We start from the raw sequence: 24,661 nt of genomic DNA, 5'->3' as shown, positions 1-24,661 counted from the left end.
CTTGCATGGGGCACCCGGGACAACGACATGTGGCCGGTCGAGATACGCTTTTCATCCCAAACCAGTCAAAACGCCTGATAACCCCATACGGGTCGTCGGCGGATCGTTCAGATCATCCACTTTATGCCATGTTTTGGGTCTCTTCCCGCGCTCTGCCTGGTACAAACGATCCGGTGTCGCCCGCGCCACGCGCCTGAGGCTTCGACACCACCGCCCGCAGCGCAAACCGGCGTCCCGGGGGGAAACGCCCGAGGGAAAGGCCAGGGGTGACCGCCTCCTTGACTCGCCAGCGCCGCCCGCAGTTCGTCAGCTCCGATCAGTCACGCGATCAGGGGGCGAGACGCGCCGCGGCACCTGCACGCCGGCCGGAAGTCCACAAGCCGTCGGGCTCCCGGGACGGCCACGGCCGTATCCGCCCCCCGCTGAGCCTGCCCCCGGTGCTGGTGTTGGCTCTGGTCGCCTTCATGGCCGCCCGCCCGCCGTGGTGGTCGTTCAACTACGCGGCACCGCTGGCCCTGCTCGCCCTGGCCCTCAGTGGACGCGTGCCCCGACCACGACTGCCTGACGTGCTGGCGATCGCGACCGGCGCATGGGCGCTGGCCGCTGCCCTCTGGACGGATCACCCGGAGCTGACCATCCCGGCTGGCTACCGGTACGCCACGGTCTGTCTGCTGTTCGTGGTCTGCCGGCACGTGGTGCGCCGCCGGCGGGATCTCCTCCTGCTCGGTTCGACGTATCTCGCAGGCTGCGTGGTCGTGGCACTGGAGTTGGTTGTAAGCGCGGGCAGCGAGCTACGCCAGCAGGGTGAGCTTCTTGACGTCGCCACCAGGTACGGCATCGAGGGCCGGGAGATCAACGCCACCGCGTACACCCTGGCCGTCGGAGTGGTCGTGGCGATACTTCTGACCGCCGCCGTACACCGCCGGCCGATCTTGCGGGTCGCCCCGCCCCTTCTCGCACTTCCGGTGGTCTGGGGCATGCTCCTCACCGGCTCCCGGGGGGCGGCCATCGGTGCGCTGCTCGGCGTCGTCGTGTTGGGGCTGGCCTGGCTGTTTCCCCGGGCCACCGTCATCGGGGTGGGTGCCATCGCCGGGCTCCTGATCGTCATCGTGCCGTTCGGCTTCGCCCCCCACCGGGTGGCGCTCTGGCTCGACGAACTCTACGGTCGCCCCACGGGCGACATCTCCGGACGCTTGGAGCTGTGGCCGTACGCCTTGTCGACCTGGAGCGAGGCGCCCCTGACCGGTTCCGGCCCAGGTGTCTTCATCGGCACGAATCCGTTCCAGATCGGTCCCCACAACCTGCTGCTGATACTCGGTAACGACCTCGGTCTGGTCGGCGCGGTTCTCTACCTCGGTGTCCTTCTTGCCGCCTGTTGGACCGCGGCCCGTGTCTCGCGGCAGGGACTCGTCCTGACGTCTGTCTTCACCGCCGTGCTGCTGCCGATCTGGCTGAGTGGCCAGTGGGAGGCGGCGCTCGCGATGTGGCTCGCGCTCGCACTGGTCACCGCCCTGTCGGAGCTGCCGGCATCGCCCCGGGCGGCACACCGCGCGCTGCCAGGGGAGCTGTCCTGGGGCAAGCGTCCGATCCTTCCGCAGCTTTCCGGACCGAATGCCCAATAGCGGGTCGACAAACCTGACGGGGCGCGACGGTCGAGAACCGTCGCGCCCCGTGACTCTTTCGACTCGTCACCGAACGACGTGAGTAAGGGAACGGGTCGGTGGTTCCGCCCGAGGCGCCGACGGAGGACCGATGGACCGGCGGGCGGCCTCGCCCAGGACCTCCGCCAGGCGCAGGGCCACCTGGTCGGATCGGTGATGGCGTACCGCGAAGGCCAGCCCCTGCCGGCCGAGGCGCTCCCGCAGGCCCGCCTCCTGGCACAACCGGGCCAGCTCCCGGCTCAGGGTCACCGGGTCGTCGACGCCGACGACGACGCCGGCGTCGGCCTCCCTGAGGTGTGCCATCGAGGCCAACTCGACCGGTCCGAACCCGAGCACCGGCCGGCCGGCGGCGAGGTACTGCGGGATCTTCGTGGAGAGCGAGTAGCGGGTGTAGGCCCGGTTGTCCTCGGCGAACGACTCCACGTGTACGAGAACATCCGCGCCCCGCAGGACCGCGGCCACCTCCGTGCTGCTGAGCGATCGACCAAGGCGTACAGCGGCCAGATCGGCCAGATGGCCGCCGTACCGGGCGACGTCCTGCTGCGGCATGTGCACGGTCAACCGCGCCGCCACCCCCTCGCCGGCCAGCTGGTCCATCGCCTCGCCGATGCGCCGCAGCGACCGCCAGCGCCCCAGGTGCAGGCCGCCCACATAGACCAGCTCGATCGCCGCGCCGTCGGGACGTGGTGGCACGGGGTGTCCAGGGACGGCGAAGTCCTCCGCGTCCACGCAGTTGCCGAAGGCGGCGAATGGCAGCCGGTAGCGGCGCTCGTACTCCCTGGCCATCGGGCCGCTGATGCCCAGCCCGTACGAGGATTGCCGCAGCACAGCGCGCAGCTCGCGGCGCACCGCCTGCCGGGGCAGGCCGAGCACCTGTCCCTGGGCGTACAGCGTGGTCGCCCAGTCGTCCATGAAGTGCGGCACGAGCGGGACGTCGCACTCACGGGCGGCCATCAGTGCCAGCCGCATCATCCGGATACTTCCCAGCGTCGCGTACACCACCTGCGGCTGTTGCGCCCGTACCCAGTCCCGCAGGTGGGCAGGCGGCCGAATCGGAGTCAGATCGAAGAAGGCGGTCAACTCCTTCCGCAGCCACGCCCGAACCGGCCCGGGATCCTGATCCATGCGGACCGTCCCGTTCGCTCGCGCGCCGCCCGTCGCTGTCACACGCTCCGAGCGCTGCGTCCACCTCCGCAGCCGGATCAGGTGATGCTCGACCGGGGCGATTTCCTGACCGACGTGCGCGAAGCTGGCGCAGACATCTGTCGTGGGCTCCCGATCCTCTGTGTACAGCTGGGCGAGCCGGTCGCGGGGCCAGCCGGCGAACAGGTTCGACAGCGTGATGCCGGTGCCGGAAGTACGGCTGAAAGCAGCCCCTCCCACCACCAGCACGCGCGGATACTCCTCAGGCAGCAATCGGCTCACCCTTCCTCTCCTGCGCCGCCGGCGCGCGGTGCCTCCGCAGCGTCCGGCGGTATCCGTAGAGTGCGGCCGGCAGGACGGTCAAGGCGTAGCCCGCCGCCCCGACCCAGGGCACAGCGGTGACGCCGAACCACCGGGCGCCATACCACTTGCCGAGGATCGAGAGAGCCAGAAAGGCCACCCAGCCCACCAGTTGCGGAACGACCACACCAGCCGCGTTCTGCACCATGAAGCGCGGCGAGAGCGCCGCCTGTAGCACCCACCACACCGCCAGTCCGGCCAACAGCCATCGGTCTCCTCCGATTGACACCGGGAGCCACGCGGCGAAGAGCCAGTCCCCGAAAGACACCAGCACTACCGACGGGACCGCGGCGGCGAGCACGGACAGGACGGTCATCCGGCGGGTGGTGTGCCGCACCCAGGAAAGCTGCCCCTGGGCGAGGGCGTCACCGTTGGCCGGCCAGAGCGGCACGTTGACCAGGACGACGAGTTGCCCGAGCTGGGCCAGCAGCTTCGCCGGAATCACGAAGCCGGCGACGGCGGACAGCCCGAGCGCGTGCGCGATGACGAGGGTGTCGGCGTTGGTGGCCAGTGACATGACCACCGTCAACACGAAGAACAGCCCGCTCAACCGGGTCAGTTCCCACGCCGTGCGGGCGTCGACGGCGCCCAGCCGGGGCCGGATCCGGCGATGACCCCGGCGGAAGAACCAGATCGTGTTGACGAGGTTGACCAACGGCGGCACGGCGACCGACGTCGCGATCACGAGCATCGGGGACAGGCCGGCGGCCACGACGGCGAGCACCAGGACCAGCCCGGTGAGACTGGCGGCGGCCTGCCAGATGTTGCTGCGTCCCACCTGCTGATAGGCGTACTGCACCCGAGTGATCAGGGAGAGCGGCACGTTCACCAGGAACGCGGTGAGGCACATGAGCGCGATGAGCCGGGTCTGGCCGGACGTGACTTCGCCACTGACGTTGAAGAGCGACGTCCACGGGATGCCGCCTGCGAACAGCCACAGCAGGGTGATCATGGCAGCGGCCAGTAGTGACAACGTCAGATAGGCGCTGGAGATGTAGCCTCTGGCACGGTCGTCGTCCCCGTGGGCATGGCACGGGGCCAGCTTGGTCATCAGCCCGCTACCCAGTCCGAGATCGGCGAACGACGCCATGCCGACCAGCGCGGCGACCGCCATCCACAGCCCGTACAGATCGGTGCCGAAGTACGGCAGCGTCACCGGGACGAGCACGATCGGCGCGACGAAACCCGCCGCCCGGCTGACCAGCGCGGTGGCCACGCCGGACAGCAGCCGGCGCGTGCGGTCATGCGGGCGGCGGTGGGCCGCCCGCGCGTGCCCGGCCCGCTCGGCGACCCTCCAGGACACGCGTGCCCCTAGTGGCCGGCGAACACGTGACCGGCCATCCAGGACACCGTTTCCCGAAGGCCCTCACGCAACGAAATCGGGCGCACCGCCGGAAAGAGTTCGTGCAGCCGGCTGGAATCAGCTTGGGAGTCCCGGACGTCCCCGGGGCGTGGCGGCTCGTGGAACCGCTCCAAGGGACGGCCGAGCAACTGCTCCAGCTCACCGATCACCTCGAGCAGCGAGATTCGCGCGCCGAAGGCGAGGTTGACCACGTCCGGTGCGGACACCCGGCGGACGACCGCGTCGACGATCACCGAGGTGACGCTGCCGACGTAGGTGAAGTCGCGGGTCTGCCGCCCGTCGCCGTGGACCCGCAGCGGCTGCCCGGCCAGGGCCGCGGTGACGAACCGGGGCACCACTGCCGCGTAGGCGTGGTGGGCCGCCTGCCGGGGGCCGAAGACGTTGAAGAAGCGGAAGGGCAGCACCGGCAAGCCGTAGCAACTCGCGTAGGCGACGGTGTACGCCTCGGCGGCGAGCTTGGAGACGGCGTACGGGCTGACCGGCATCGGGCGCAGTCCTTCCTGCCGGGGCAACACGGGGTTCGCGCCGTAGACGGAGGAGGACGAGGCCATGATCACCTGCCCGACGTCGTGCCGGCGCGCCGCCTCGAGCACCATCAGGGTGCCGGTGGCGTTCGCGTGGTGGCTCGGCAGCGGGCGGTCGATGGACCGGGGCACCGAGCCCAGTGCGCCGAGGTGCACCACGCTGGCGGCGCCGGCGAACGCCTCGTCCAGCAGGTCGGGGTCGAGAACGGTGCCGCGGAGGAGCGGCACCGGCAGGCCGTCCAGGTTTTCCAGGAGACCGGTGGAGAGGTCGTCCACCGCGACGACCGAGGCGACCTCCGGCGTGTCCAGCAGCGCCCGGACCAGGTTGGCCCCGATGAAGCCGGCACCGCCCGTCACCACTACCTTCACGGTCGTCCCCCGTTTCCCGGTGCCCCGCGGCCCGACGCCGACGCGATCACCAACGGGACAACGAGCACGACAGGTGATAAGTCACGCAAACAAGGACGTACGTCCGGCGCTCATCCATGAGGTCAGCGTCCGGACGCGGCGGGCGCCACGGCCGAGCGGCCCGTCGGGGAGGCGTCCGGCGACGCGGCCAGGGAGGCCAGGAAGTCGTGCACCCGCCGCCCCTGAGCCACGGGGCTGCGGGTCAGGCGGAGGAACTCCCGGCCGGCCGCCCCACGCCGGGTCACCTCCCCGGGCGGAAGCGCCAACGCGCGGATCAGCGCCTCACGGAGACCGTCGACCGTGTCCAGCTCGGCGAGAACGAGGTGCGGCAGGTAGTCGGCGGGAATGCCGGGCAGCCGGGTACTGACCACCGGCACCCCGGCCGACAGGTACTCGATGGTCTTGGACGGGAACGAGTAGCTCACGAAACCCTGCGCGACCGGACGGGGGTTGACCAGCACCGCCGCCCGCGCGAGGCGGCCGGCCAGCACGTCCCGGTCGAGCAGGTCCGGAGGCGCGATCCGCGGGTCGGCGGCGGCCTGCTCGCGCAGCCAGGGCGTCAACTCTCCCCGGCCGAACAGCAGCAGCCGCAGGTCCGGGTCGGGCAGCGCGCGGAATGCCGCCACCAGGCGGTCCACACCGTACGCGCGACTGAGCCCTCCCGCGTACACCACCTCACGGACGTCCGGGGCGGCCTCGACACGGGGGCGGACCCCGGCGGGCGGGTGGAAGATCCCCTCCATGACCAGGTGGGGACGCCCGGGCGCGAAGTCCTCGGCGAGTGGCCCGGTCAGCGCGATCACCCCGGCGCAGCGCCGCAACGCGGCCCGGACCAGGGCGACGTCGAGCCGGCGCAGCAGCCGCACCAACCGCCCGTCGGTGGGAAGTGCGACGCCCGGCGGGTCGGTGAGCACGGGTACGACCCGCACCCCGCGCCGCGCGGCCAGCGCACCGGCCCACAGGAACGGGGCGTGCACGCCGTGCACGAGCAACACCTCTCCCGCGCCTGGCGAAGCGGCCAGCCGCCGGCGGGCGGCGAGGAATCGCGTCAGGTGCTTGACGCCGAGCACGTTGACGAAGCCCAGCAGCCGACCCTCGACCCCGTCGTGGTGGAACCGCCCGCCACGGAACACCAGCCGGCGGTTGCGCGGCCAGGTGGAGACGGGCGCGGCGGAGAGGAGGCTCACGTGGCAACCCGCGGCGCGCATCGTGGCCACCAGCCCCCAGGCGAGGGTGTGGGTCTGGGTGGCGTGCACGGCGTCGCGTGCGGTGACGTCCGCGAGCACGTCGTCCGGCACGGTGAACCCGAGCAGCGTCACACGGGTGCCATGCGGGGCCGTCACCGGCCCACCGCCAGGATCCGGCGGTAGACCCCGTCGAGGTTGTCAAGCATGCGGTCGAGGCTGTACCGCTCGCGGACCCGGCCGCGCGCCCGGACACCGAGTTCGACCCGGGCGGTCGGGCTGGCCACCAGGGGCACCAGGGCGTCGGCGAGAGCCCGCGGATCGCCGGTGGGCACGAGCACACCGGCTCCGTCGCGCAGCACCTCCACGTTGCCTCCGACCGCGCTCGCCACCACCGGCAGCCCGTGGGCCATCGCCTCCAGCAGCGCGTTGGACAGGTTCTCGTGCAGCGTCGGGAAGACGAACAGGTCGGCGGCGGCCAGCAGGTCCGGCACGTCGGCTCGGGAGCCGAGCAGGCGCACGTCGAGCGCGTCGGGGCCTGCCGCGGCGGCGGCGCCCAGCGCCTCGGCGATCGCGGGGCGGTCCGGACCGTCGCCGGCCACGAGCAGCACCCGGCGACCGGCGGCGGCCGGCAACCGGCGCAGGGCGTCGGCGAGCACCCCATAGCCCTTCTCCCAGGTCAGCCTGGCGACCGTGATCATCACGACGTCGTCCGGCCGCAGGCCGAGTTCGTCGCGGGCCCGCTCGCGGGGGCCGGGCTCCTCCGGCACCAGCACACCGTTCGGGATCACCCCGACGAACCGGTCCCGGCAACCGCGCAGGAAGTCCCGTCCCGCGGCGTACTCGCAGACGGTCGCGACGTGGGTGGCCGCCCGCAGGGTGAACGGCTCCGCGCCGTGCACCAGCAGCCCACGCCGCAGCGGCCGGCCGCCCTGACGCAGATCGCGGACGGTGCCGTGCACCGTGACCAGGATCCGCGGGCAGCGGGCCAGGCGTGCGGCGAGGACGCCGAGAAAGCCTTCGTTCTGCAGGCCCCGGACGTGCACCAGGTCCGGCCGGAGGCGGCGCAGCAGCGCCACCCACTCGCGGAGCAGCAGCACGTCGAGGCCGCCATTGCCCCGGTCCTGGTGCATCCGCACGAAGTCGTACTCGTCGCCGAGCCGGGAGGCGAGTACCCGCTCGACGACGGTCAGGGGGCCGTTCGCTCCCGGCCGTCCGGCGGAGTGCTGGACCACGACCGGGCGGGCACGAGCGGCGGGTGGCGGATGGTCGAGACCGGCGACGGCGATGCTCGGGCGCACAGGAACTCCAATCCGACGCGTTCCGGCGTGGGGGCCGGCAGCGGGCGACACGGCGATCTAGACTATCGGGTGATATCGGATTAACAGGACCATTTCCTCGAACGGGGTAACTCATGTCCCAGCCACCGGTGGCGGGCCCGCTCGACCCGGCCGGTCCCGGCACCCCCCGCCTCCTCGCGCTGGCGGCGTACCGGTTTCCGCACGGCGATGCCATGTCCAACCGGCTGCTGCACCTGGCCCGTTCGGCGACTCCACCCGGTGCCACCGTCGTGGTGGTCAACGACTGGCCCGCCGACGGGACCCGGCCACCCGTGGATCCGCCGCTGCCAGCGGAGGTCCAGCTCCTGACTCTCCCGCCGAGCACGGGAGGCAAGGTGGCCCGTTGGTGGCACCGCCAGCGCCGCCCGCTTCGAGTACTCGCCGCACTGCGCCGGGCCGGCGTACGACGGGCCGATCTGGACGGTGTCCTCCTGCCGCTGGGGCTGTGGAATCTGACCACCTGGGTAGTTCTTCGACTCGTGGTGCGCCGTCCGATCACCGTCGACGTGATGGAGCGGCACGACGCGCCGCAGTTCAGCCTGGGCCGACTCAGCCCACATTTCGTCCGACACCGTTGGCAGGCGTTGCTCGCGGCCCGGCTGGCCGACCGGATCATCGCGATCTCCACCGCGCTCCACGGCGATTTCGGTCACCGGCGACCGACACTCGTGGTACCGCCGCAGGTCGACTGCGCCAATTACGCGTCCCCCGCGCCGCCCTCGCTGGAGGGCGGCCTGCGCCTGCTCTACGCCGGCACCGCCGGCGCCAAGGACCTGCTGGCCGTCGTGGTGGAGGGGATCCGGCAGTTGCCCGCGGCGGAGCGTGACCGGGTCCGTCTGACGATCGCCGGCATGACTCGCGACCAGGCCGTCGAACTGTCCGACCTGGACGCCCACGGCCTAGTGGACCTCGCCGGGCAGATCACCTTCCTGGGCCGGGTGCCGCGTGAGCGCATCCTGGCCGAGCTGGGCTGCGCACACTTCTCGGTCCTCGTCCGCCCCGACGTCGGATACTCGAGGGCGGGCTTCCCGTCGAAGGTGCCGGAGAGCCTGGCCGCCGGGTGCCCAGTGCTGCTGAACCACACAAGTGACCTCGCTCGGTACGTCACGGAGGGGCGCGAAGGGCTCGTGCTGGCTGGACCGACCCCGGACGACGTCCACGACGGCCTGCTGCGGGCGCTCGCCTTGGACGACGACGAGTGGCGACGGATGAGCCAGGCCGCCCGGGATCGGGCGAGGGACTTCGACTACCGCTCCTGGACGCCGGCCGTGCGCGACTTCATGGCCGGCGCGGGGCGCGGCTCCGGCACGGCGAACTCGGTAAGCGAAGCCAACTCGGCTACTGTCAGCCGCTGATCCGGGGGGTAGAGGGCGCGCTCGTGGGCGGCGATCGTCTCGACCGGCCAGCGTAGCCGGACCACCCGGGCCGGGCTGCCGGCCACGATCGCGTACGGCGGCACCGGCCGGGTGACGACCGCACCGGCTCCGATCACCGCACCGCGCCCGACGGTGACCCCATGCAGGATGACCGCGCGGGTGCCGATCCAGACGTCGTCGCCGATCACCACACCACGATCGTGGTCCTCGTCGCCCGGCCCCTTCGTGACCGCGATCATCGGTACGCCGATCTGGTCCACCCGGTGGTTGCCACCCCGGATGGTGACCTCCGGACCGAACATCACGTTGTCGCCGATCCGTATCCGGGACCGGGCAGCCATGATCACCGGACGGTGTCCGAGGTCCACGTTGCGCCCCACCTCGATCGTCTCGAAGGTGTAGACGCCGTCCGGATCAAACACGAATCCGTCACCCCGCGCGGCGAACCGGTCAGCCACGGCGAGCCCGTGTATCGCCCGGCGGGCCCGCGAGCCAGTGGTGACGACCCGGTCAACCAGCCGCGCCACCGGACCGAGGACGCGACCAGGCCGCCTCGCGTCCACCCGCATCAGGCCGCGCTCCCTGTCGTCGCTCGCCACCGTGCCGGCGTCGAATGCAGCGGCCGGTCCGCCGCAACGTCCCCCGGAGCCGACGCCCACTCGACGCCCGGGCCACGACCAAGATCCCGATACCTGCGCAACACCTGTCGTCCACCTCGGATGTCGTTGTGATCTGAGCGCGGCGGCGCCAGGTCTTCCGTATAACCGGCCCCGGCCTGAGGTCCATCGGATGGCTGGCGCGGCCCTCGAACGGGTGACGCGCGAGCAGACAACCGGCCCCGGTGGCCCCGGTCCAACCCGCCTGACCTCGCGCCACGCCGACGATTATCACGCCCCGCAACGACTCCGTCACCGAAAATACGGTATGGCCAGAGTTTTGATCCTGACCGATTACCGTGGCACCTTCTATTCGACGGCCCGCACACGGCACGGCCTGTGCACGATGGACGTCGATCGGGTGTGCCGGCGCCTCAGTGACGCCGGGCTGCGCCCGGAGGTGATCCCGCTGGCCGAACTGGACCTTGGCGCGGACCTTCAGGGCGTTCCCGTGCTGTACACCTCCTCCGAGGATGCCGGGCTGCTCTACAAGAGCTGGATCGAGGACCTCGTCCTCGCGCTGGAGACGGCCGGGGCGAGGACCATCCCGAGCTACCGCTTCCTGCGCGCGCACCACAACAAGGCGATGATGGAGGCACTGCGCTTCCAACTCTTCCCCAAGGAAGCGGCCGGGCTGCACACTCGCACCTTCGGCACGCTAGAGGAGTTGGCGTCCACCGCCCTCGACGGGCCGTGGCCGAAGGTGGTCAAGGCAGCGTACGGCGCGGGGTCGGCGTTCGTCGCCTTGGCGGCCGACCACGCGGAGCTGATCCGCGTGGCGCGACGTTTCAGCCGGGTCGCCGACCTGCGGGCAGGGGTACGAGAGCACGCCAAGCGCGCGCTGCGGCGTGAGCACCACCCCCACTCGCTGCACCGGCACAAGTTCGTGGTGCAGAACTTCATCCCAGGACTGGCCGGCGACTTCAAGGTGCTCCGGCTCGGCAAGCGTTACTACACGCTCTACCGGCGCAACCGTGCCGGCGACTTCCGAGCGAGCGGAAGCGGCGACTTCGACTTCCACAGCGACGGGGGCGTGGACCGCGGAGCCCTGCTCGACTACGCCGAGCAGGTGGCGGACACGCTCGGCACCCCGTTGGTCTCGCTGGACATCGGCTTCGACGGCACCCAGTTCCACCTCATCGAGTTCCAGTGCCTGCACTTCGGGACCGTGACCGCCGAGGAGTCGACCCACTACCACGTGCGCGACGGCGGCGACTGGCGGCAGGTCCAGGAGCGGTGCGACATCGAGGCGGTCTTCAGCGAGGCGATCGTGCGGCATCTGGCCCGGTGACCGACAGCGCCCGGCCGGATGTGGTGAGGTGGAGGCATGGACCGCACCCTGCTCGGGCTGGTGCTTCACCCGACGCGGGACGCCACCGGGATCGTCTCGATCATTGCCGACTGGGCGGCCCGGCACCACACGGGCCTCGTCGTGCGCACCGAGGACCGGCACCGGGTGCCGGCGACGGTGGAGGCGATGCCCGCCGAAGAGCTGGCCGAGGGTGTGAGCGCACTGATCAGCATCGGCGGGGACGGCACGATGCTCGGGGCGCTCCGGTCCGTGGTGCGCAACCCGAAGCCGGTGCTCGGGGTACACCTGGGCAAGCTCGGCTTCCTGGTGGAGGTGAAGCCGCCGGAGCTGCCGGAGGCGCTGGACCGGCTCGCCAACAAGAACTTCACGGTGGAGGCGCACAGCTGTCTGGCCTGCGACGTCTGCGGGGACGACATCGTCGCGTTCAACGACGTCGCGCTGGTCCGCCAGCCCGGCTGCGGGTTCGTGACGGCGACCCTCGCCGTGGACGGCCAGCGCTACGGCTACTACCGCTGCGACGCGTTGGTGGTGAGTACCCCGACCGGCTCGACCGCGTACAGCTACGCGGCGGGTGGCCCGCTGGTCTCCCCGGCCACGCAGGCGGTGGTGGTCACCCCGTCGGCGCCGATGGCCGGCATCTCCCGCTCGGTGGTCCTGTCCCCGGAGGAGAAGATCCGGTTGGAGCTGACGCCGGGCTCCGCGCCGGTGGCGGTGGAGATGGACGGGCTGGTGATCCGGGAGGCGGCCACCGAGGGGGCGATCGACATCAGCTACCGCCGGGAGGCGGGGCTGGTGGTACGGCTGGACCCCCGCCGCTACCAGGAGCGCAACCAGCTGAAGCTCAGCCTGCTGGACCTGCCGCTGCTGCCCGAGCAGCTGCGCGAGCTGCTGCCGGAGGGGCTGCGCGAGCAGCTCAACCGCCGCGAACTCCCCCCACCGCGCTGAACCGGCGCCGGGTGCCGGAGGAACCGGGTACGGATGTGCCTCGCGGGGCGGCTCCCCGCCAGGATCCTTCGTCTCCGTCACCGGGCGGTAACGCCGTAGATCTCTTTGATCTCCCGCGACCCGGCCGCGGATTGCCCCGCGCTCAGGACTGCTTGAGCACCTCTGTCACCAGGTCCTTCGCCTCCTGCTGGATGCGTTCCAGGTGCTTCGGCCCCTGGAACGACTCGGCGTAGATCTTGTAGACGTCCTCCGTGCCGGACGGCCGGGCGGCGAACCAGCCGGAGTCGGTGGTGACCTTGAGCCCGCCGATCGGCGCGCCGTTGCCCGGCGCGGCGGTGAGGGTCGCGGTGATCGGCTCGCCGGCCAGCTCGGTGGCGGTCACCTGCTCGGGCGAGAGCTTACCGAGCACGGCCTTCTGCTCCCGGGTCGCCGGCGCGTCGATCCGGGCGTACGCGGGCGCGCCGAAGCGCTCGGCCAGCTCCGCCCAGTGCTGGCTCGGCGTACGGCCGGTGGTGGCGATGATCTCGGCGGCGAGGAGGCAGAGCAGGATGCCGTCCTTGTCGGTGGTCCAGGTGCCCCCGTCGCGGCGCAGGAACGACGCGCCGGCGCTCTCCTCGCCGCCGAAGCCGACCGCGCCGTCGAGCAGCCCGGGGACGAACCACTTGAAGCCGACCGGCACCTCCAGCAGCGGGCGACCCAGGTCGGCGGCGACCCGGTCGATCATCGAGGAGGAGACCAGGGTCTTGCCGACCGCGGCGGCCGGGCCCCAGTTCGTCCGGGCGCGGAACAGGTGGGCGATCGCCACCGCGAGGTAGTGGTTGGGGTTCATCAGGCCGCCGTCGGGGGTGACGATGCCGTGCCGGTCGGCGTCGGCGTCGTTGCCGGTGGAGACCTGGTAGTCGGCGCGGGCCGCGATCAGCGAGGCCATCGCGTTCGGCGACGAGCAGTCCATCCGGATCTTGCCGTCGCCGTCGAGGGTCATGAACCGCCAGGTGGGGTCGACGGTCGGGTTGACCACGGTCAGGTCCAGCCGGTGCCGCTCGGCGATCTCGCCCCAGTAGGCGACGCTCGCCCCGCCGAGCGGGTCCGCGCCGATGCGCACCCCGGCGTCGCGGATCGCGTCGACGTCGATCGCCGCCGGCAGGTCGTCGACGTAGCCGGCGAGGAAGTCGTACGACCCGGTGGTGTCGGCGGCGCGGGCCCGCGCGTAGGGGATCCGGCGGACCTCCTTCAGCCCGTCGGCCAGGATGGCGTTGGCCCGGTCCTGGATCCACTTCGTGACGTCGGTGTCCGCCGGCCCGCCGTGGGTGGGGTTGTACTTGAAGCCGCCGTCGTCGGGCGGGTTGTGCGACGGGGTGATCACGATGCCGTCGGCCAGCCCGCTGGTGCGCCCCCGGTTGTGGGTGAGGATGGCGTGCGACACCGCCGGGGTGGGCGTGTAGCCGTCCCGGCTGTCCAGCAGCACGGTGACCTCGTTGGCGGCGAGCACCTCCAGCGCGTCCACCGCGGCCGGGGCGGAGAGGGCGTGGGTGTCGCGGCCGACGAACAGCGGGCCGTCCAGGCCCCGCTCCCGGCGGTAGTCGCAGAGCGCCTGGGTGACCGCGAGGATGTGGTCGGAGTTGAACGCGTTGCGCAGGCTCGACCCGCGGTGCCCGGACGTGCCGAAGGAGACCTGCTGCGCCGGGTCCTGCGGGTCGGGGTGCTCGGCGTAGTAGGCGGTGACCAGCCGCGGCACGTCGACCAGGTCGGCGGGCTGGGCGGGCTGGCCGGCCCGGGGATGACTGCTCACGGTTCCACCTTCTGTCCCTTGCCGATCACCACGATGCCGTTGTCCGAGACGGTGTAGCGCTGCCGGTCCTTCTCCAGGTCGACGCCGATCTCGGCTCCCTCGGGCACGACCACGTTCTTGTCGAGGATGGCCCGGCGGACCACCGCGTGCCGGCCGATGTCCACCCCCTCCATCAGCACCGCGCCGTCCACGTGGGCCCAGGAGTGCACCTTCACCTTCGGCGACACGACCGAGTTCTCCACGAGCGAGCCGGAGATCACCGCGCCGGGCGAGACCATCGAGCCCACCGCCCGGCCGACCCGCTCGCCCCACTGGTGCACGAACTTCGCCGGCGGGTACGGCGGCTGCTCGGTGTAGATCGGCCACTCGAAGTTGTAGAGGTTGAACACGGGGTGCACGTTGATCAGATCCATGTGGGCGTCGTAGAAGGAGTCGAGCGTCCCCACGTCGCGCCAGTAGCCGCGGTCCCGGTCGGTGCTGCCCGGCACCTCGTTGTCGCGGAAGTCGTAGACGTTGGCCTCGCCCCGCTCGACCAGCATCGGGATGATGCTGCCGCCCATGTCGTGCTTGCTGGTCTTGTCCTCCGCGTCGCGCTCGACCGCCTCGCAGAGCGCCTTCGTGCTGAAGACGTAGTTGCCCATCGAGGCGTAGATCTGGTCGGGGGCGTCGGGCAGGCCGACCGCGTCGGTGGGCTTCTCGCGGAACGCCCGGATCCGCCGGCCGTCCTCGCCGACCTCGATCACGCCGAACTGGTCGGCCGTCGACAGCGGCTGCCGGATGCCGGCCACCGTGACCCCGGCGCCGGAGGCGATGTGGTCCTCCACCATCTGCCGCGGGTCCATCCGGTAGATGTGGTCGGCGCCGAAGACGATCACGTGGTCCGGCTGCTCGTCGTTGATCAGGTTGAAGCTCTGGTAGATCGCGTCGGCGGAGCCGGCGAACCACCACGGGCCGCGCCGCTGCTGCGCCGGCACGGGGGTGACGTAGTTGCCGAGCAGCGTCGACATCCGCCACGTCTTGGTGATGTGCCGGTCCAGCGAGTGCGACTTGTACTGGGTCAGCACGACGATCTTCAGATAGCCGGCGTTCGCCAGGTTGGAGAGGACGAAGTCGACCATGCGGTACATCCCGCCGAACGGGACGGCCGGCTTGGCCCGGTCCGTGGTGAGCGGCATCAGGCGCTTGCCTTCTCCGCCGGCGAGGACGATCGCGAGCACCTTGGCAGCCATGTTCCGACGCTAACCATCCGCCGGGGACTTCACCACTCGTACGGGCACACTTCTGCACTAGGGTGCGGGGATGACGGACTCCGCGCACCTTCGCGTCGACCTGTTGACCCGGGAGTACCCGCCCGAGGTGTACGGCGGCGCCGGGGTGCACGTGGAGTACCTGGCCCGCGAGCTGCGCCGGCTCGCCGACGTGCGGGTGCACTGCTTCGGCGCGCCGCGCACCGAGCCGGGCGTCACCGCGTACGCCGAACCGGCGGGCCTGGGCGGCGCGAACGCCGCGCTGCGGACGATGGGCGTGGATCTGGAGATGGCGGCGGCGTGCGCCGGCACCGACGTGGTGCACAGCCACACCTGGTACGCCAACCTGGCCGGGCACACCGCGAAGCTGCTGCACGGCGTGCCGCACGTGGTGACCGCGCACAGCCTGGAGCCGCTGCGGCCATGGAAGGCCGAGCAGCTCGGCGGCGGCTACGCGCTCTCGTCCTGGTGCGAACGCACGGCCTTCGAGGCCGCCGACGCGGTCATCGCCGTCAGCGAGGGGATGCGGCGCGACGTGCTGACCGCCTACCCGGCGGTGGACCCGGACCGGGTCCGGGTGGTCTACAACGGCATCGACACCGACGAGTACTCCCCGGACCACGGCACCGACGTGGTGGAGCGGCTCGGCATCGATCCGGCCCGCCCGAGCGTGGTGTACGTCGGGCGGATCACCCGGCAGAAGGGACTGCCCTACCTGCTGCGCGCGGCGCGCGACCTGCCCGCCGACGCCCAGCTGGTGCTGCTCGCCGGCGCGCCGGACACCCCGGAGATCGCCGCCGAGGTGGAGGCCCTGGTGGCCGAGCTGCGGGCGGGCCGCTCGGGCGTCGTCTGGGTGGCCGAGATGCTGCCCAAGCACGAGGTGATCCAGGTGCTCACGCACGCCACGGTCTTCGTCTGCCCGTCGGTCTACGAGCCGATGGGCATCGTGAACCTGGAGGCGATGGCCTGCGAGACGGCGGTGGTGGCCACCGCGACCGGCGGCATCCCGGAGGTGGTCGCCGACGGCGGGACCGGGCTGCTGGTGCCGATCGAGCAGGCCGCCGACGGCTCCGGCCGGCCGCTGGACCCGGGCCGGTTCGTCGCCGACCTCGCGGCCCGGATCACCGAGCTGCTGGCCGACCCGGGGCGCTCCACGGAGTTCGGGCTCGCCGGCCGGCGACGGGCCGTCGAGCAGTTCTCCTGGGACGCCGTGGCGCGGCGGACGCTGGAGGTGTACCGGTCGGTGGGCGCCGCCGGCTGAGCCGCGCGGGAATCGATCTCGCGCAGTAGGTTGGCGGGGTGACTGGACGGTTTCCGATCGAAGACGTCTCCCCCGTCGTCTCCTGCGGTCGCTACCCGGCCAAGGCGGTGGTGGGCGAGCCCGTGCCGGTGTCGGCCCGCGCCTACCGAGAGGGGCACGACGCGCTCGGCTGCAACGTGGTGTGGCTGGGCCCCGACGGGCGGGCCCGGCCGTTCACCCGGATGCGCCCCGGCGAGCCCGGCCAGGACCGCTGGCACGCGGTCATCCGACCGGACGCGGTCGGCGAGTGGGTGTTCGCCGTCGAGGCGTTCCAGGATCCCTACCTGACCTGGCAGAACGCGGTCACCAAGAAGCTGGCCGCCGGCCAGGGGCCGGCGGAGCTGGCCAACGACCTCGCCGAGGGCGCCCGGGTGCTGACGGCCGCCGCCGCGCTGGTGCCGGCGGGCGACGTCGACCGGGTGTCGGCGGCGGTGGCGGCGCTGCGCGACGACCGGCTGCCGTTGCCCCGGCGGGTCGCTCCGGCGCTGGAACTGGCCGGCCTGCTCTGGGAGCACCCGGTCCGGGAGCTGGTCACCACCGGCGCGGAGCACCGGCTCTGGGTGGACCGCCCCCGCGCGCTCTTCTCCGCCTGGTACGAGTTCTTCCCCCGCTCCGAGGGGGCCGTCCCGGCCACCGTCGACGCGCCGGCCCGCTCCGGCACGTTCGCCACCGCCACCGAGCGCCTGCCGGGCGTCGCCGCGATGGGCTTCGACGTGCTCTACCTGCCGCCGATCCACCCGATCGGCCGGGTCAACCGCAAGGGCCGCAACAACTCGCTGACCGCGGGGCCGGACGACGTCGGCTCGCCGTGGGCGATCGGCGCCGCCGAGGGCGGGCACGACGCCATCCACCCCGACCTGGGTACGCCGGAGGACTTCCGGGACTTCGTCGCCGCCGCCGCCGAGCAGGGCCTGGAGGTGGCGATGGACCTGGCGTTGCAGTGCGCGCCGGACCACCCGTGGGTGACGGAGCACCCGGAGTGGTTCACCACGCGGGCCGACGGCAGCATCGCGTACGCGGAGAACCCGCCGAAGAAGTACCAGGACATCTACCCGCTGAACTTCGACAACGACCCGGAGGGCATCCGGGCGGAGATCCTGCGGGTGGTGCTGCACTGGGTGGGCGAGGGCATCCGGATCTTCCGGGTGGACAACCCGCACACGAAGCCGTTCGACTTCTGGCACTGGCTCATCGGCGAGGTGAAGAAGGTCGAGCCGGACGTGCTCTTCCTCGCCGAGGCGTTCACCCGGCCGGCGATCATGCACGGCCTGGGCAAGATCGGCTTCACCCAGTCGTACACGTACTTCACATGGCGCACCTCGGCGGCCGAGATGCGGGCGTACTGCGAGGAGCTGGTCGCGGCGGCCGACCACATGCGACCCAACTTCTGGCCGAACACGCCGGACATCCTGCACTCCTCGTTGCAGCACGGCGGCCCGCCCATGTTCAAGATCCGGGCCGTGCTGGCCGCGCTGCTCTCCCCCTCCTGGGGCATGTACGCCGGATACGAGCTGTTCGAGCACGTGGCCCGCCCCGGCGTCGAGGAATACCTCGACAGCGAGAAGTACGAGCTGCGCCCGAGGGACTGGGCGGGCGCGCAGGCGCAGGGCCGCTCCCTGGCGCCGTTCATCGCCACCCTCAACCGGGTACGCCGGGAGAACCCGGCCCTGCACCAGCTCCGCAACCTGCGCTTCCACGAGATCGACAACCCGGCGCTGCTCTGCTGGTCCAAACACGACCCGGACACCGGCAACACCGTCGTCGTGGTCTGCTCGTTCGACGCGCAGGGCGTGCAGTGGGGCAACACCACGCTGGACATGCCGGCGCTCGGCTTCGACTGGCACGATCGGTTCACGGTGCACGACGAGCTGACCGGCGCCAGTTACGACTGGGGGCAGCACAACGCGGTGCGTCTCGACCCGTACCTGCAACCCGCGCACGTGCTGACCGTGCGGCGGCCCGCTCCGCCGGCCGGCCCGGCGGCACAGGCGCCGGCGGCACCTGACCTGGCCGTCGAGAACGTTCCCGACGACCTCTCGGGCGGCACCGCCCCCACCGTTGGAACGCAGGAGGACGACCCCCGATGGACGAGTTGATCGCCGGCGCGACGCACGACCCGCACGCCGTCCTCGGCGCGCACCCGGCCGACGGGCGGACGGTCGTCCGCACGCTGCGCCGCGGCGCCGCCGACGTCGCCGTCCTCGTCGACGGCCGGCGGCACCCGATGCGCCGCGTGCACGACGCCGGCGTGTTCGAGACCACGGTGCCGGGCGAGGTGCTCGACTACCGGATCGAGGTCGACGGCCGGGTGCACGACGACCCGTACCGCTACCCGCCCACGGTGGGCGAGCTGGACCTGCACCTGATCGGCGAGGGCCGGCACGAGCGGCTCTGGGAGGCGCTCGGCGCCCGGGTCTTCGACGAGGGCGTCGCGTTCGCCGTCTGGGCGCCGAACGCGCGCGGCGTCCGGGTCGTCGGCGACTTCACCGGCTGGGCCCCGGACGACGGCTGGCCGATGCGCTCGCTCGGCGCCAGCGGGGTGTGGGAGGTCTTCGTCCCGGGCGCCTCGGCCGGCGCCCGCTACAAGTACCGGATCCTCGGCGCCGACGGGCACTGGCGGGACAAGGCCGACCCCCTGGCGGCGTACGCCGAGGTGCCGCCGGCCACCGCGTCGGTGGTGCACCGGTCCACGTACGAGTGGGGCGACGCCGCCTGGCTGGAGCGGCGGGCCCGGCGGCAGCCGCACCAGGAGCCGATGAGCGTCTACGAGGTGCACCTGGGCTCCTGGCGGCCCGGGCTGGGCTACCGGGAGCTGGCCGAGGAGCTGACCGCGTACGTCACCGGGCTGGGCTTCACACACGTGGAGTTCCTGCCCGTGATGGAGCACCCGTTCGGCGGCTCCTGGGGCTACCAGGTCACCGGCTACTTCGCGCCGACGTCCCGGTTCGGCGACCCGGACGACTTCCGTTATCTGGTGGACCGGCTGCACGCCGCCGGCGTCGGCGTGATCCTGGACTGGGTGCCGGCGCACTTCCCCAAGGACGAATGGGCCCTCGCCCGCTTCGACGGCACCCCCCTCTACGAGCACCCCGACCCGCGCCGGGGCGAGCACCCCGACTGGGGCACGTACGTCTTCGACTTCGGCCGCCGCGAGGTGCGCAACTTCCTGGTCGCCAACGCGCTCTACTGGTGCGACCAGTTCCACGTCGACGGGCTGCGGGTCGACGCGGTGGCCTCGATGCTCTACCTGGACTACTCCCGCCCCGAGGGGCAGTGGCTGCCGAACCGGTACGGCGGCCGGGAGAACCTGGAGGCGATCGCGTTCATGCAGGAGGTGAACGCGACGGTCTACAAGCACCACGCCGGGGTGGTGCTGATCGCCGAGGAGTCCACCGCCTGGCCGGGGGTCACCCGCTCCACCGACGCCGGCGGGCTCGGCTTCGGTTTCAAGTGGAACATGGGCTGGATGCACGACACCCTGCTCTACACCTCGAAGGACCCGATCTACCGGCAGCATCACCACCACCAGCTCACGTTCTCCCTGGCATACGCCTGGAGCGAGAACTACGTGCTGCCGATCAGCCACGACGAGGTGGTGCACGGCAAGGGTTCCCTCGCGGGCAAGATGCCCGGCGACACCTGGCAGCGGCTGGCCACCGTGCGCGCCCTGCTGGCGTACATGTGGGCGCACCCGGGCAAGCAACTGCTCTTCATGGGCTGCGAGCTGGCCGACGATCGGGAGTGGAGCGAGGAGCGGGGGCTCGACTGGCACCTGCTGCACGACCCGGCCCGCGCCGGCGTGCAGCGCCTCGTCGGCGACCTGAACGCGGTCTACCGGGACAGCCCGGCGCTGTGGGCGCAGGACACGGACCCGGCCGGGTTCCGGTGGATCGCCGCGGACGACGTCGCCAACAACACCGTCTCGTTCGTGCGGATCGCCCCCGACGGCGCGACCCTGGTCTGCGTGGCGAACTTCTCCGCCCGTCCGCTGTCGGACTACCGCATCGGGCTGCCCGCCGGCGGCACCTGGGCGGAGGTGCTCAACACCGACTCCCAGCACTACGGCGGGTCGGGGGTGGGCAACCTGGGCGAGGTGCACGCCGAGGACGTGCCGTGGCACGGCCTGCCGGCGTCCGCCGCGCTCCAGGTGCCGCCGCTCGGCGTGCTCTGGCTCCGCCGCGACTGACGTCGGGTGTCTCCCCCGGGACGCCGTCAGTGAACCTGCGATTCGTCGTACGGCATACCGTCCCACAAGGTGTTCGCATGCTCGCGGATGACCGCGAACACCGGCCGGGACAGCACGACGTCACCCGCCCGCTGCACACGCATGATGATTCCTAGCTCGTCGGCTCCCGGATCGCCTTCCGGCGCGTATTGCGGCGCAATACCGCGCGACAGCATGTGGTCGAGGAACTGCTGCTCCAACTGGGACGGTACGCGTCCCACCAGCCTCACCTCGTCCAGGGTGACCTGTGGGCCGTACCGCGCATCGACCACGACGCAGAACAGACCCTCGGACTTGCCGTAATAGGCCGTCACGGCCGTTGCGTATGCAGGCACGCACGTATTGCGGAACTCGGCCTTCTGCGCCTGGTCTATGTCGTGGTGGGCGGTGGAGACGGTTGCTGCGAACCCGCTCAACGCCGCAGCGGCCTCGTCATGGCGCATACCGAACCGCAACGGTCCCACGCTCACCGATGGCGTGTACGTCCACTGCTCTCGCTGAGACTCGGTCAGAACATCCCAAGGGCCTGCCATAAGCCAGGTAGCTTTCCTCTCATTGCCGACAAAGTCACGCACGACCCATGGAGCCTCTACCAGGGCTACCGCGCCAACCTATAGTGGCCCGCTACTCCCGGTCCTTCCGCCCTGGGGGAGCCCGTCGCTTGGCCGCATCACCCGCTGCACCGACGGTTCAGGGCGCGACTTCCTCCGCGACCCAAAGACCGCGACCTTGTAGCCCAACGACCAGACCGCGAGTCTGAAGAACAATGATTGCTCTCTGGACTGTGGTCACGCTGACCTTGTAAAGATCCGCGAGCTCTTTGTAGGTCGGCAGACGCTCGCCCGGCGCATACTCGCCGGTCTTGATGCGGGCCGCGAGATCTTCGGCTACCTCGCGGTATCCGCCGGTGGGTATGGGCATGTGAAGGTTCCTTCGTTCGGCACCTCCATCGGATCACGCGGGTTACCCGCCTTCAAGACCAACATTGCCTTAGGTACTAAAGGTCTCTAAGGTTGCGTGTGTGACGAGGTTCCTTCGTTCGGCAAGCGGCGGGCCGCGTCACGAAGCCGTCCAGGGGGAGCACGACGCAGGGACTCTGCCCCCTTGGGCGGGCCTACTCACGAGCGCGGCGGAAGGTGCCGACTGTGCCGATCGATGAGCCGGCGTCCAAGGCGACCAGGTTGTTCATGGCGAAGCGGATCCTTGAGACTCACTGGACCCGGGCACTCGACCGCCCCTGGCGGGTGGGTGGCTGCCTGGAGTGCCAGGGTCCCGTCACCTGCCCGCAGCTCGACTGGGCGTTGGAACTCGTGGCGGATGTCGCCTCAGTGATCTTTCAGAAGCGATGACCCGTGCGCCGCGACTAAGCGGACCGTTCCCAGGGGACGTCAGGACGCCCCGGGGAACGGCGCGCTCAGAGCCGGGTGATCCGCACCGCGTCGGCAACGACGTAGCCCTGCGCGCTCGTCCACCGGCTCACCCCGATCACGGGGCGCTCCCCCGCGGCGAGCTGGTAGGTGCCCAGCACCCGCCACTGCCCGCCGGACCGCTGGTCGACGGTGACCGTCACGGTCCCGTTCGCCGTCGCCACCAGGTAGGGCGTGGCGCTGTTGTAGCCGGGGTCGGCCGGGTACCAGACCTCGACCCGGTAGCTGTCGGTGGCGGGCAGCGCCGCGCTGAACCAGGCCGGGTCGCTGACCGCCTGCGGGTTGGCGTACCGGTAGTTCGCGCCGTAGCGCGCCGAGGAGTACGACGACGTGCCCCAGGTGGTGGCGGCGGCGAAGCCCCCGGCGGTGGCGTTGTCCACGACCACGCTGAACGTCCCGCCGGCCGCCGTCACCAGCCGCACATTGCTGGCCGCGCTCTCGTGGTGCAGCCGGTCCAGCGCGGTCACCAGGTACCGGTACGTGCCGCCGGCGGCGGCGGTGGCGTCGGTGAACATCCCGGTGCTGCCCGAGGCGCGGACGGTGCCGAGCAGGTGCCGGCCATCGGCGAGGTCGCAGGGGTCGACCGCGCCGTCGCCGGGCAGCCGGTACACGGCGTACGCCGTGGTGCTGCCCGTGGCGCCGCGCTGCCAGCTCAGGGCCACCCCGCCGGTGCCGCGCACCGCCGAGGTCAGGTTCGGCGCGGCGGGCGCGGCGCCGCCCAGCCCGGCGGCGAGGGGCACCAGCGCGGGCCGGCGGTAGTGGTCGGCCACGAGCCGGCTGACCGCGCCGATCCGGTCGGCGCGCACGTCCTTGGCGCTGAACTGGATGTCGCCGACGACGCGGGGGTACGCGCGGTTGAGCGTCAGGTGGTCGGTCAGCTCGGCCGGATCCTGCCAGGCCGCGTCCTGCCCCGCCGCGCCCGCGCGGTAGGTGCCCTGCCCGACGAGCAGTTGGACGTCGGTGCCGCTCACCGTCTCGGACCACCAGCGCACCAGCTCCGCGTAGTCGGCCGCCGGGTGACCGATGTGCCAGTAGAGCTGCGGGGCGATGTAGTCGACCCAGCCCTGGCGCACCCAGCGTCGGGTGTCGGCGTAGATCGCGTCGTACGACTGGAGGCCGGTGGTGCGCGAGCCGAGGGGGTCGGTGCCCGCGTTGCGCCAGATGCCGAACGGGCTGACCCCGAACTTCACCCACGGCTTCGCCGCGTGGATCTTCGCGCCCATCTCCTGCACCAGCAGGTTGACGTTGTTGCGCCGCCAGTCGGCGATGTTGCCGAAGCCCGCGCCGTACTGGGCGTAGGTGGCCTGGTCGGGAAAGGCGACCCCGCTGACCGGGTACGGGTAGAAGTAGTCGTCCCAGTGCACAGCGTCGATGTCGTAGCGGCGGACGGCGTCCATCATCGCGTCCTGTACGAAGGCGCGGACGGCGGGGATGCCAGGGTTGTAGTAGAGCTGGCCGCCGTAGGCGACGGTCCAGCCCGGGTTCTTGCGGGCCGGGTGGTTGGCCGCCAGCCTGGTGAGGTCGGTGTGGTTGGCCACCCGGTACGGGTTGAACCAGGCGTGGAACTCCAGGTTGCGGGCATGCGCCTCGGCCACCATGAAGGCCAGCGGGTCGTAGCCGGGGTGGGTGCCCTGGGTGCCGGTGAGCCACTGCGACCAGGGCTCGTACGGTGACGGCCAGAACGCGTCGGCGGCGGGGCGGATCTGCACGACGACGGCGTTCATCCGCTGCTGGCGCGCCAGGTCGAGCCAGGACCGGTACTCCGCCTGCTGGGCGGCCGGGGTCAGCCCGGTGCGGCTGGGCCAGTCGATGTTCGCCACGCTGGCCATCCACATGGCCCGGGACTGCCGCTTCGGGGTGGCCGGATCGGTCGCGCAGGCCGCCTGGGCGGCGACCGGCACCGTGTCCGGCCCTGGCCGGGAGACGGGGGCGCCCGTGGGGGCGGCCGCGCCGAGCGTCAGCGCCGCGACCAGCGCCGCGCCGGGGAGGAATCGACCAAGATCTCTGCGCACGAAAATATATTCAGCCCTGTCGGGCAGCTACGCAAGTATCCTTCACGGCTTTCACCGTTCGGGGGTCGCCCCGCGGCCCACGGCGAGGATCGCCCGGCACACCCGGTGGGCGCACGACATGGGCGCCGCCTCGGCCGCGCCGCGGTCCCGCCAACCGACGCCAGAGCCAGCCTTACGCTAAGCCTTCCCGCCAGATCCGGCGACCGCGATACCGATCATCACCAGCCCGAACAGGATTCCTGTTATCGGGACATACAGACGGCCACCCCACACAATCCTGCGGTTGAAGACGCCGACCAGGGACACGACGACGACTATCACGCCGAAAACGAGGGCACCCTCTGGCTGAGGATTCTCGCTGATTCCCGCGACCAGAATGTCTCTCATCG

20 protein-coding genes are annotated in these 24,661 nt (G+C 71.5%); 8 read left to right on the top strand and 12 right to left on the bottom strand.

Features of this window, described 5'->3' with window-relative positions; genetic code table 11:
• Positions 1-437 precede the first annotated feature (437 nt).
• A complete protein-coding gene (locus ABZ793_RS04745; RefSeq protein ID WP_357451913.1) occupies positions 438-1,622 on the top strand; it encodes an O-antigen ligase family protein in 1,185 nt (394 codons plus the stop codon).
• A 66-nt stretch (positions 1,623-1,688) separates the two neighbouring features.
• Here the strand turns inward: ABZ793_RS04745 and ABZ793_RS04740 are convergent, their stop codons facing one another.
• From ABZ793_RS04740 to ABZ793_RS04720, 5 genes are all read right to left on the bottom strand, one after another.
• Positions 1,689-3,086 carry a glycosyl transferase family 1 gene (locus ABZ793_RS04740; protein WP_357451910.1) on the bottom strand — a complete coding sequence of 466 codons (1,398 nt, stop codon included), beginning with the start codon at positions 3,084-3,086 and terminating at the stop codon, positions 1,689-1,691.
• Entirely contained in the window at positions 3,067-4,467 is a 1,401-nt protein-coding gene (locus ABZ793_RS04735; protein WP_357451907.1) for an oligosaccharide flippase family protein, read from the bottom strand. Before ABZ793_RS04735 ends, ABZ793_RS04740 begins: the two co-directional genes overlap by 20 nt.
• A gap of 8 nt (positions 4,468-4,475) precedes the next feature.
• The gene (locus ABZ793_RS04730; RefSeq protein ID WP_357451904.1) at positions 4,476-5,408 is read right to left on the bottom strand and encodes an NAD-dependent epimerase/dehydratase family protein; all 933 of its coding nucleotides are present in this window, start codon (positions 5,406-5,408) and stop codon (positions 4,476-4,478) included.
• 134 nt (positions 5,409-5,542) lie between these two features.
• On the bottom strand, positions 5,543-6,802 hold the full coding sequence (locus ABZ793_RS04725) for a glycosyltransferase (RefSeq protein ID WP_357451901.1): 1,260 nt from the start codon (positions 6,800-6,802) through the stop codon (positions 5,543-5,545).
• Positions 6,799-7,944, bottom strand: a complete 1,146-nt coding sequence (locus ABZ793_RS04720; protein ID WP_357451898.1) for a glycosyltransferase — start codon at positions 7,942-7,944, stop codon at positions 6,799-6,801. The genes ABZ793_RS04725 and ABZ793_RS04720 overlap by 4 nt, the downstream gene beginning before the upstream one ends.
• A gap of 113 nt (positions 7,945-8,057) precedes the next feature.
• Here ABZ793_RS04720 and ABZ793_RS04715 point away from each other — a divergent pair, with 113 nt between their 5' ends.
• Positions 8,058-9,338, top strand: a complete 1,281-nt coding sequence (locus tag ABZ793_RS04715; RefSeq protein WP_357451895.1) for a glycosyltransferase — start codon at positions 8,058-8,060, stop codon at positions 9,336-9,338.
• Here ABZ793_RS04715 and ABZ793_RS04710 read toward each other — a convergent pair.
• Complete coding sequence (locus ABZ793_RS04710) at positions 9,230-9,781, bottom strand: acyltransferase (RefSeq protein ID WP_357451892.1); 552 nt, start codon at positions 9,779-9,781, stop codon at positions 9,230-9,232. The genes ABZ793_RS04715 and ABZ793_RS04710 overlap by 109 nt on opposite strands.
• Positions 9,782-10,361: 580 nt before the next feature.
• Here ABZ793_RS04710 and ABZ793_RS04705 point away from each other — a divergent pair.
• Together ABZ793_RS04705 and ABZ793_RS04700 are read left to right on the top strand one after the other, a co-directional pair.
• The gene (locus ABZ793_RS04705) at positions 10,362-11,306 is read left to right on the top strand and encodes a hypothetical protein (RefSeq protein WP_357451889.1); all 945 of its coding nucleotides are present in this window, start codon (positions 10,362-10,364) and stop codon (positions 11,304-11,306) included.
• Positions 11,307-11,342: 36 nt separating this feature from the next.
• Positions 11,343-12,272: an NAD(+)/NADH kinase gene (locus tag ABZ793_RS04700; RefSeq protein ID WP_357451886.1), complete on the top strand. Its 930-nt coding sequence runs from the start codon at positions 11,343-11,345 to the stop codon at positions 12,270-12,272.
• Between the two features lie 142 nt (positions 12,273-12,414).
• On the opposite strand, the gene pgm is transcribed toward ABZ793_RS04700, so the two are convergent.
• Both pgm and glgC read right to left on the bottom strand, forming a co-directional pair.
• Entirely contained in the window at positions 12,415-14,061 is a 1,647-nt protein-coding gene (pgm, locus tag ABZ793_RS04695) for a phosphoglucomutase (alpha-D-glucose-1,6-bisphosphate-dependent) (RefSeq protein ID WP_357451883.1), read from the bottom strand.
• Complete coding sequence (gene glgC, locus ABZ793_RS04690; protein WP_350706479.1) at positions 14,058-15,290, bottom strand: glucose-1-phosphate adenylyltransferase; 1,233 nt, start codon at positions 15,288-15,290, stop codon at positions 14,058-14,060. The genes pgm and glgC overlap by 4 nt, the downstream gene beginning before the upstream one ends.
• A gap of 70 nt (positions 15,291-15,360) precedes the next feature.
• Between glgC and glgA the strand changes: the two genes are divergently transcribed.
• From glgA to glgB, 3 genes are read left to right on the top strand one after another with little or no spacing between them, the layout of a single operon-like run.
• Positions 15,361-16,569 carry a glycogen synthase gene (gene glgA, locus ABZ793_RS04685; protein WP_357451879.1) on the top strand — a complete coding sequence of 403 codons (1,209 nt, stop codon included), beginning with the start codon at positions 15,361-15,363 and terminating at the stop codon, positions 16,567-16,569.
• Positions 16,570-16,607: 38 nt separating this feature from the next.
• Positions 16,608-18,704, top strand: a complete 2,097-nt coding sequence (locus tag ABZ793_RS04680; RefSeq protein ID WP_357451876.1) for a maltotransferase domain-containing protein — start codon at positions 16,608-16,610, stop codon at positions 18,702-18,704.
• Positions 18,692-20,794 carry a 1,4-alpha-glucan branching protein GlgB gene (glgB, locus tag ABZ793_RS04675; protein ID WP_357451873.1) on the top strand — a complete coding sequence of 701 codons (2,103 nt, stop codon included), beginning with the start codon at positions 18,692-18,694 and terminating at the stop codon, positions 20,792-20,794. The genes ABZ793_RS04680 and glgB overlap by 13 nt, the downstream gene beginning before the upstream one ends.
• Positions 20,795-20,820: 26 nt before the next feature.
• Here the strand turns inward: glgB and ABZ793_RS04670 are convergent, their stop codons facing one another.
• Together ABZ793_RS04670 and ABZ793_RS04665 are read right to left on the bottom strand one after the other, a co-directional pair.
• Entirely contained in the window at positions 20,821-21,303 is a 483-nt protein-coding gene (locus tag ABZ793_RS04670) for a hypothetical protein (RefSeq protein WP_357451870.1), read from the bottom strand.
• A 220-nt stretch (positions 21,304-21,523) separates the two neighbouring features.
• Positions 21,524-21,754, bottom strand: coding sequence for a winged helix-turn-helix domain-containing protein (locus tag ABZ793_RS04665; protein ID WP_357451867.1), 231 nt, complete (start codon positions 21,752-21,754; stop codon positions 21,524-21,526).
• Between the two features lie 224 nt (positions 21,755-21,978).
• Between ABZ793_RS04665 and ABZ793_RS04660 the strand changes: the two genes are divergently transcribed.
• Positions 21,979-22,182 carry a hypothetical protein gene (locus ABZ793_RS04660; protein WP_357451864.1) on the top strand — a complete coding sequence of 68 codons (204 nt, stop codon included), beginning with the start codon at positions 21,979-21,981 and terminating at the stop codon, positions 22,180-22,182.
• Positions 22,183-22,247: 65 nt separating this feature from the next.
• Here the strand turns inward: ABZ793_RS04660 and ABZ793_RS04655 are convergent, their stop codons facing one another.
• Both ABZ793_RS04655 and ABZ793_RS04650 read right to left on the bottom strand, forming a co-directional pair.
• Positions 22,248-24,272: a family 10 glycosylhydrolase gene (locus tag ABZ793_RS04655; protein WP_357451861.1), complete on the bottom strand. Its 2,025-nt coding sequence runs from the start codon at positions 24,270-24,272 to the stop codon at positions 22,248-22,250.
• 177 nt (positions 24,273-24,449) lie between these two features.
• Positions 24,450-24,659, bottom strand: coding sequence for a hypothetical protein (locus tag ABZ793_RS04650; protein WP_357451858.1), 210 nt, complete (start codon positions 24,657-24,659; stop codon positions 24,450-24,452).
• Between the last annotated feature and the right edge of the window lie 2 nt (positions 24,660-24,661).

The sequence above is a fragment of the Micromonospora sp. NPDC047465 genome, from assembly GCF_040643125.1.
In the GTDB taxonomy this organism is placed as follows: Bacteria; Actinomycetota; Actinomycetes; order Mycobacteriales; family Micromonosporaceae; genus Micromonospora.
Note: the sequence above shows the minus strand (reverse complement) of the source record. Positions and strands in the feature narration are given on the sequence as shown.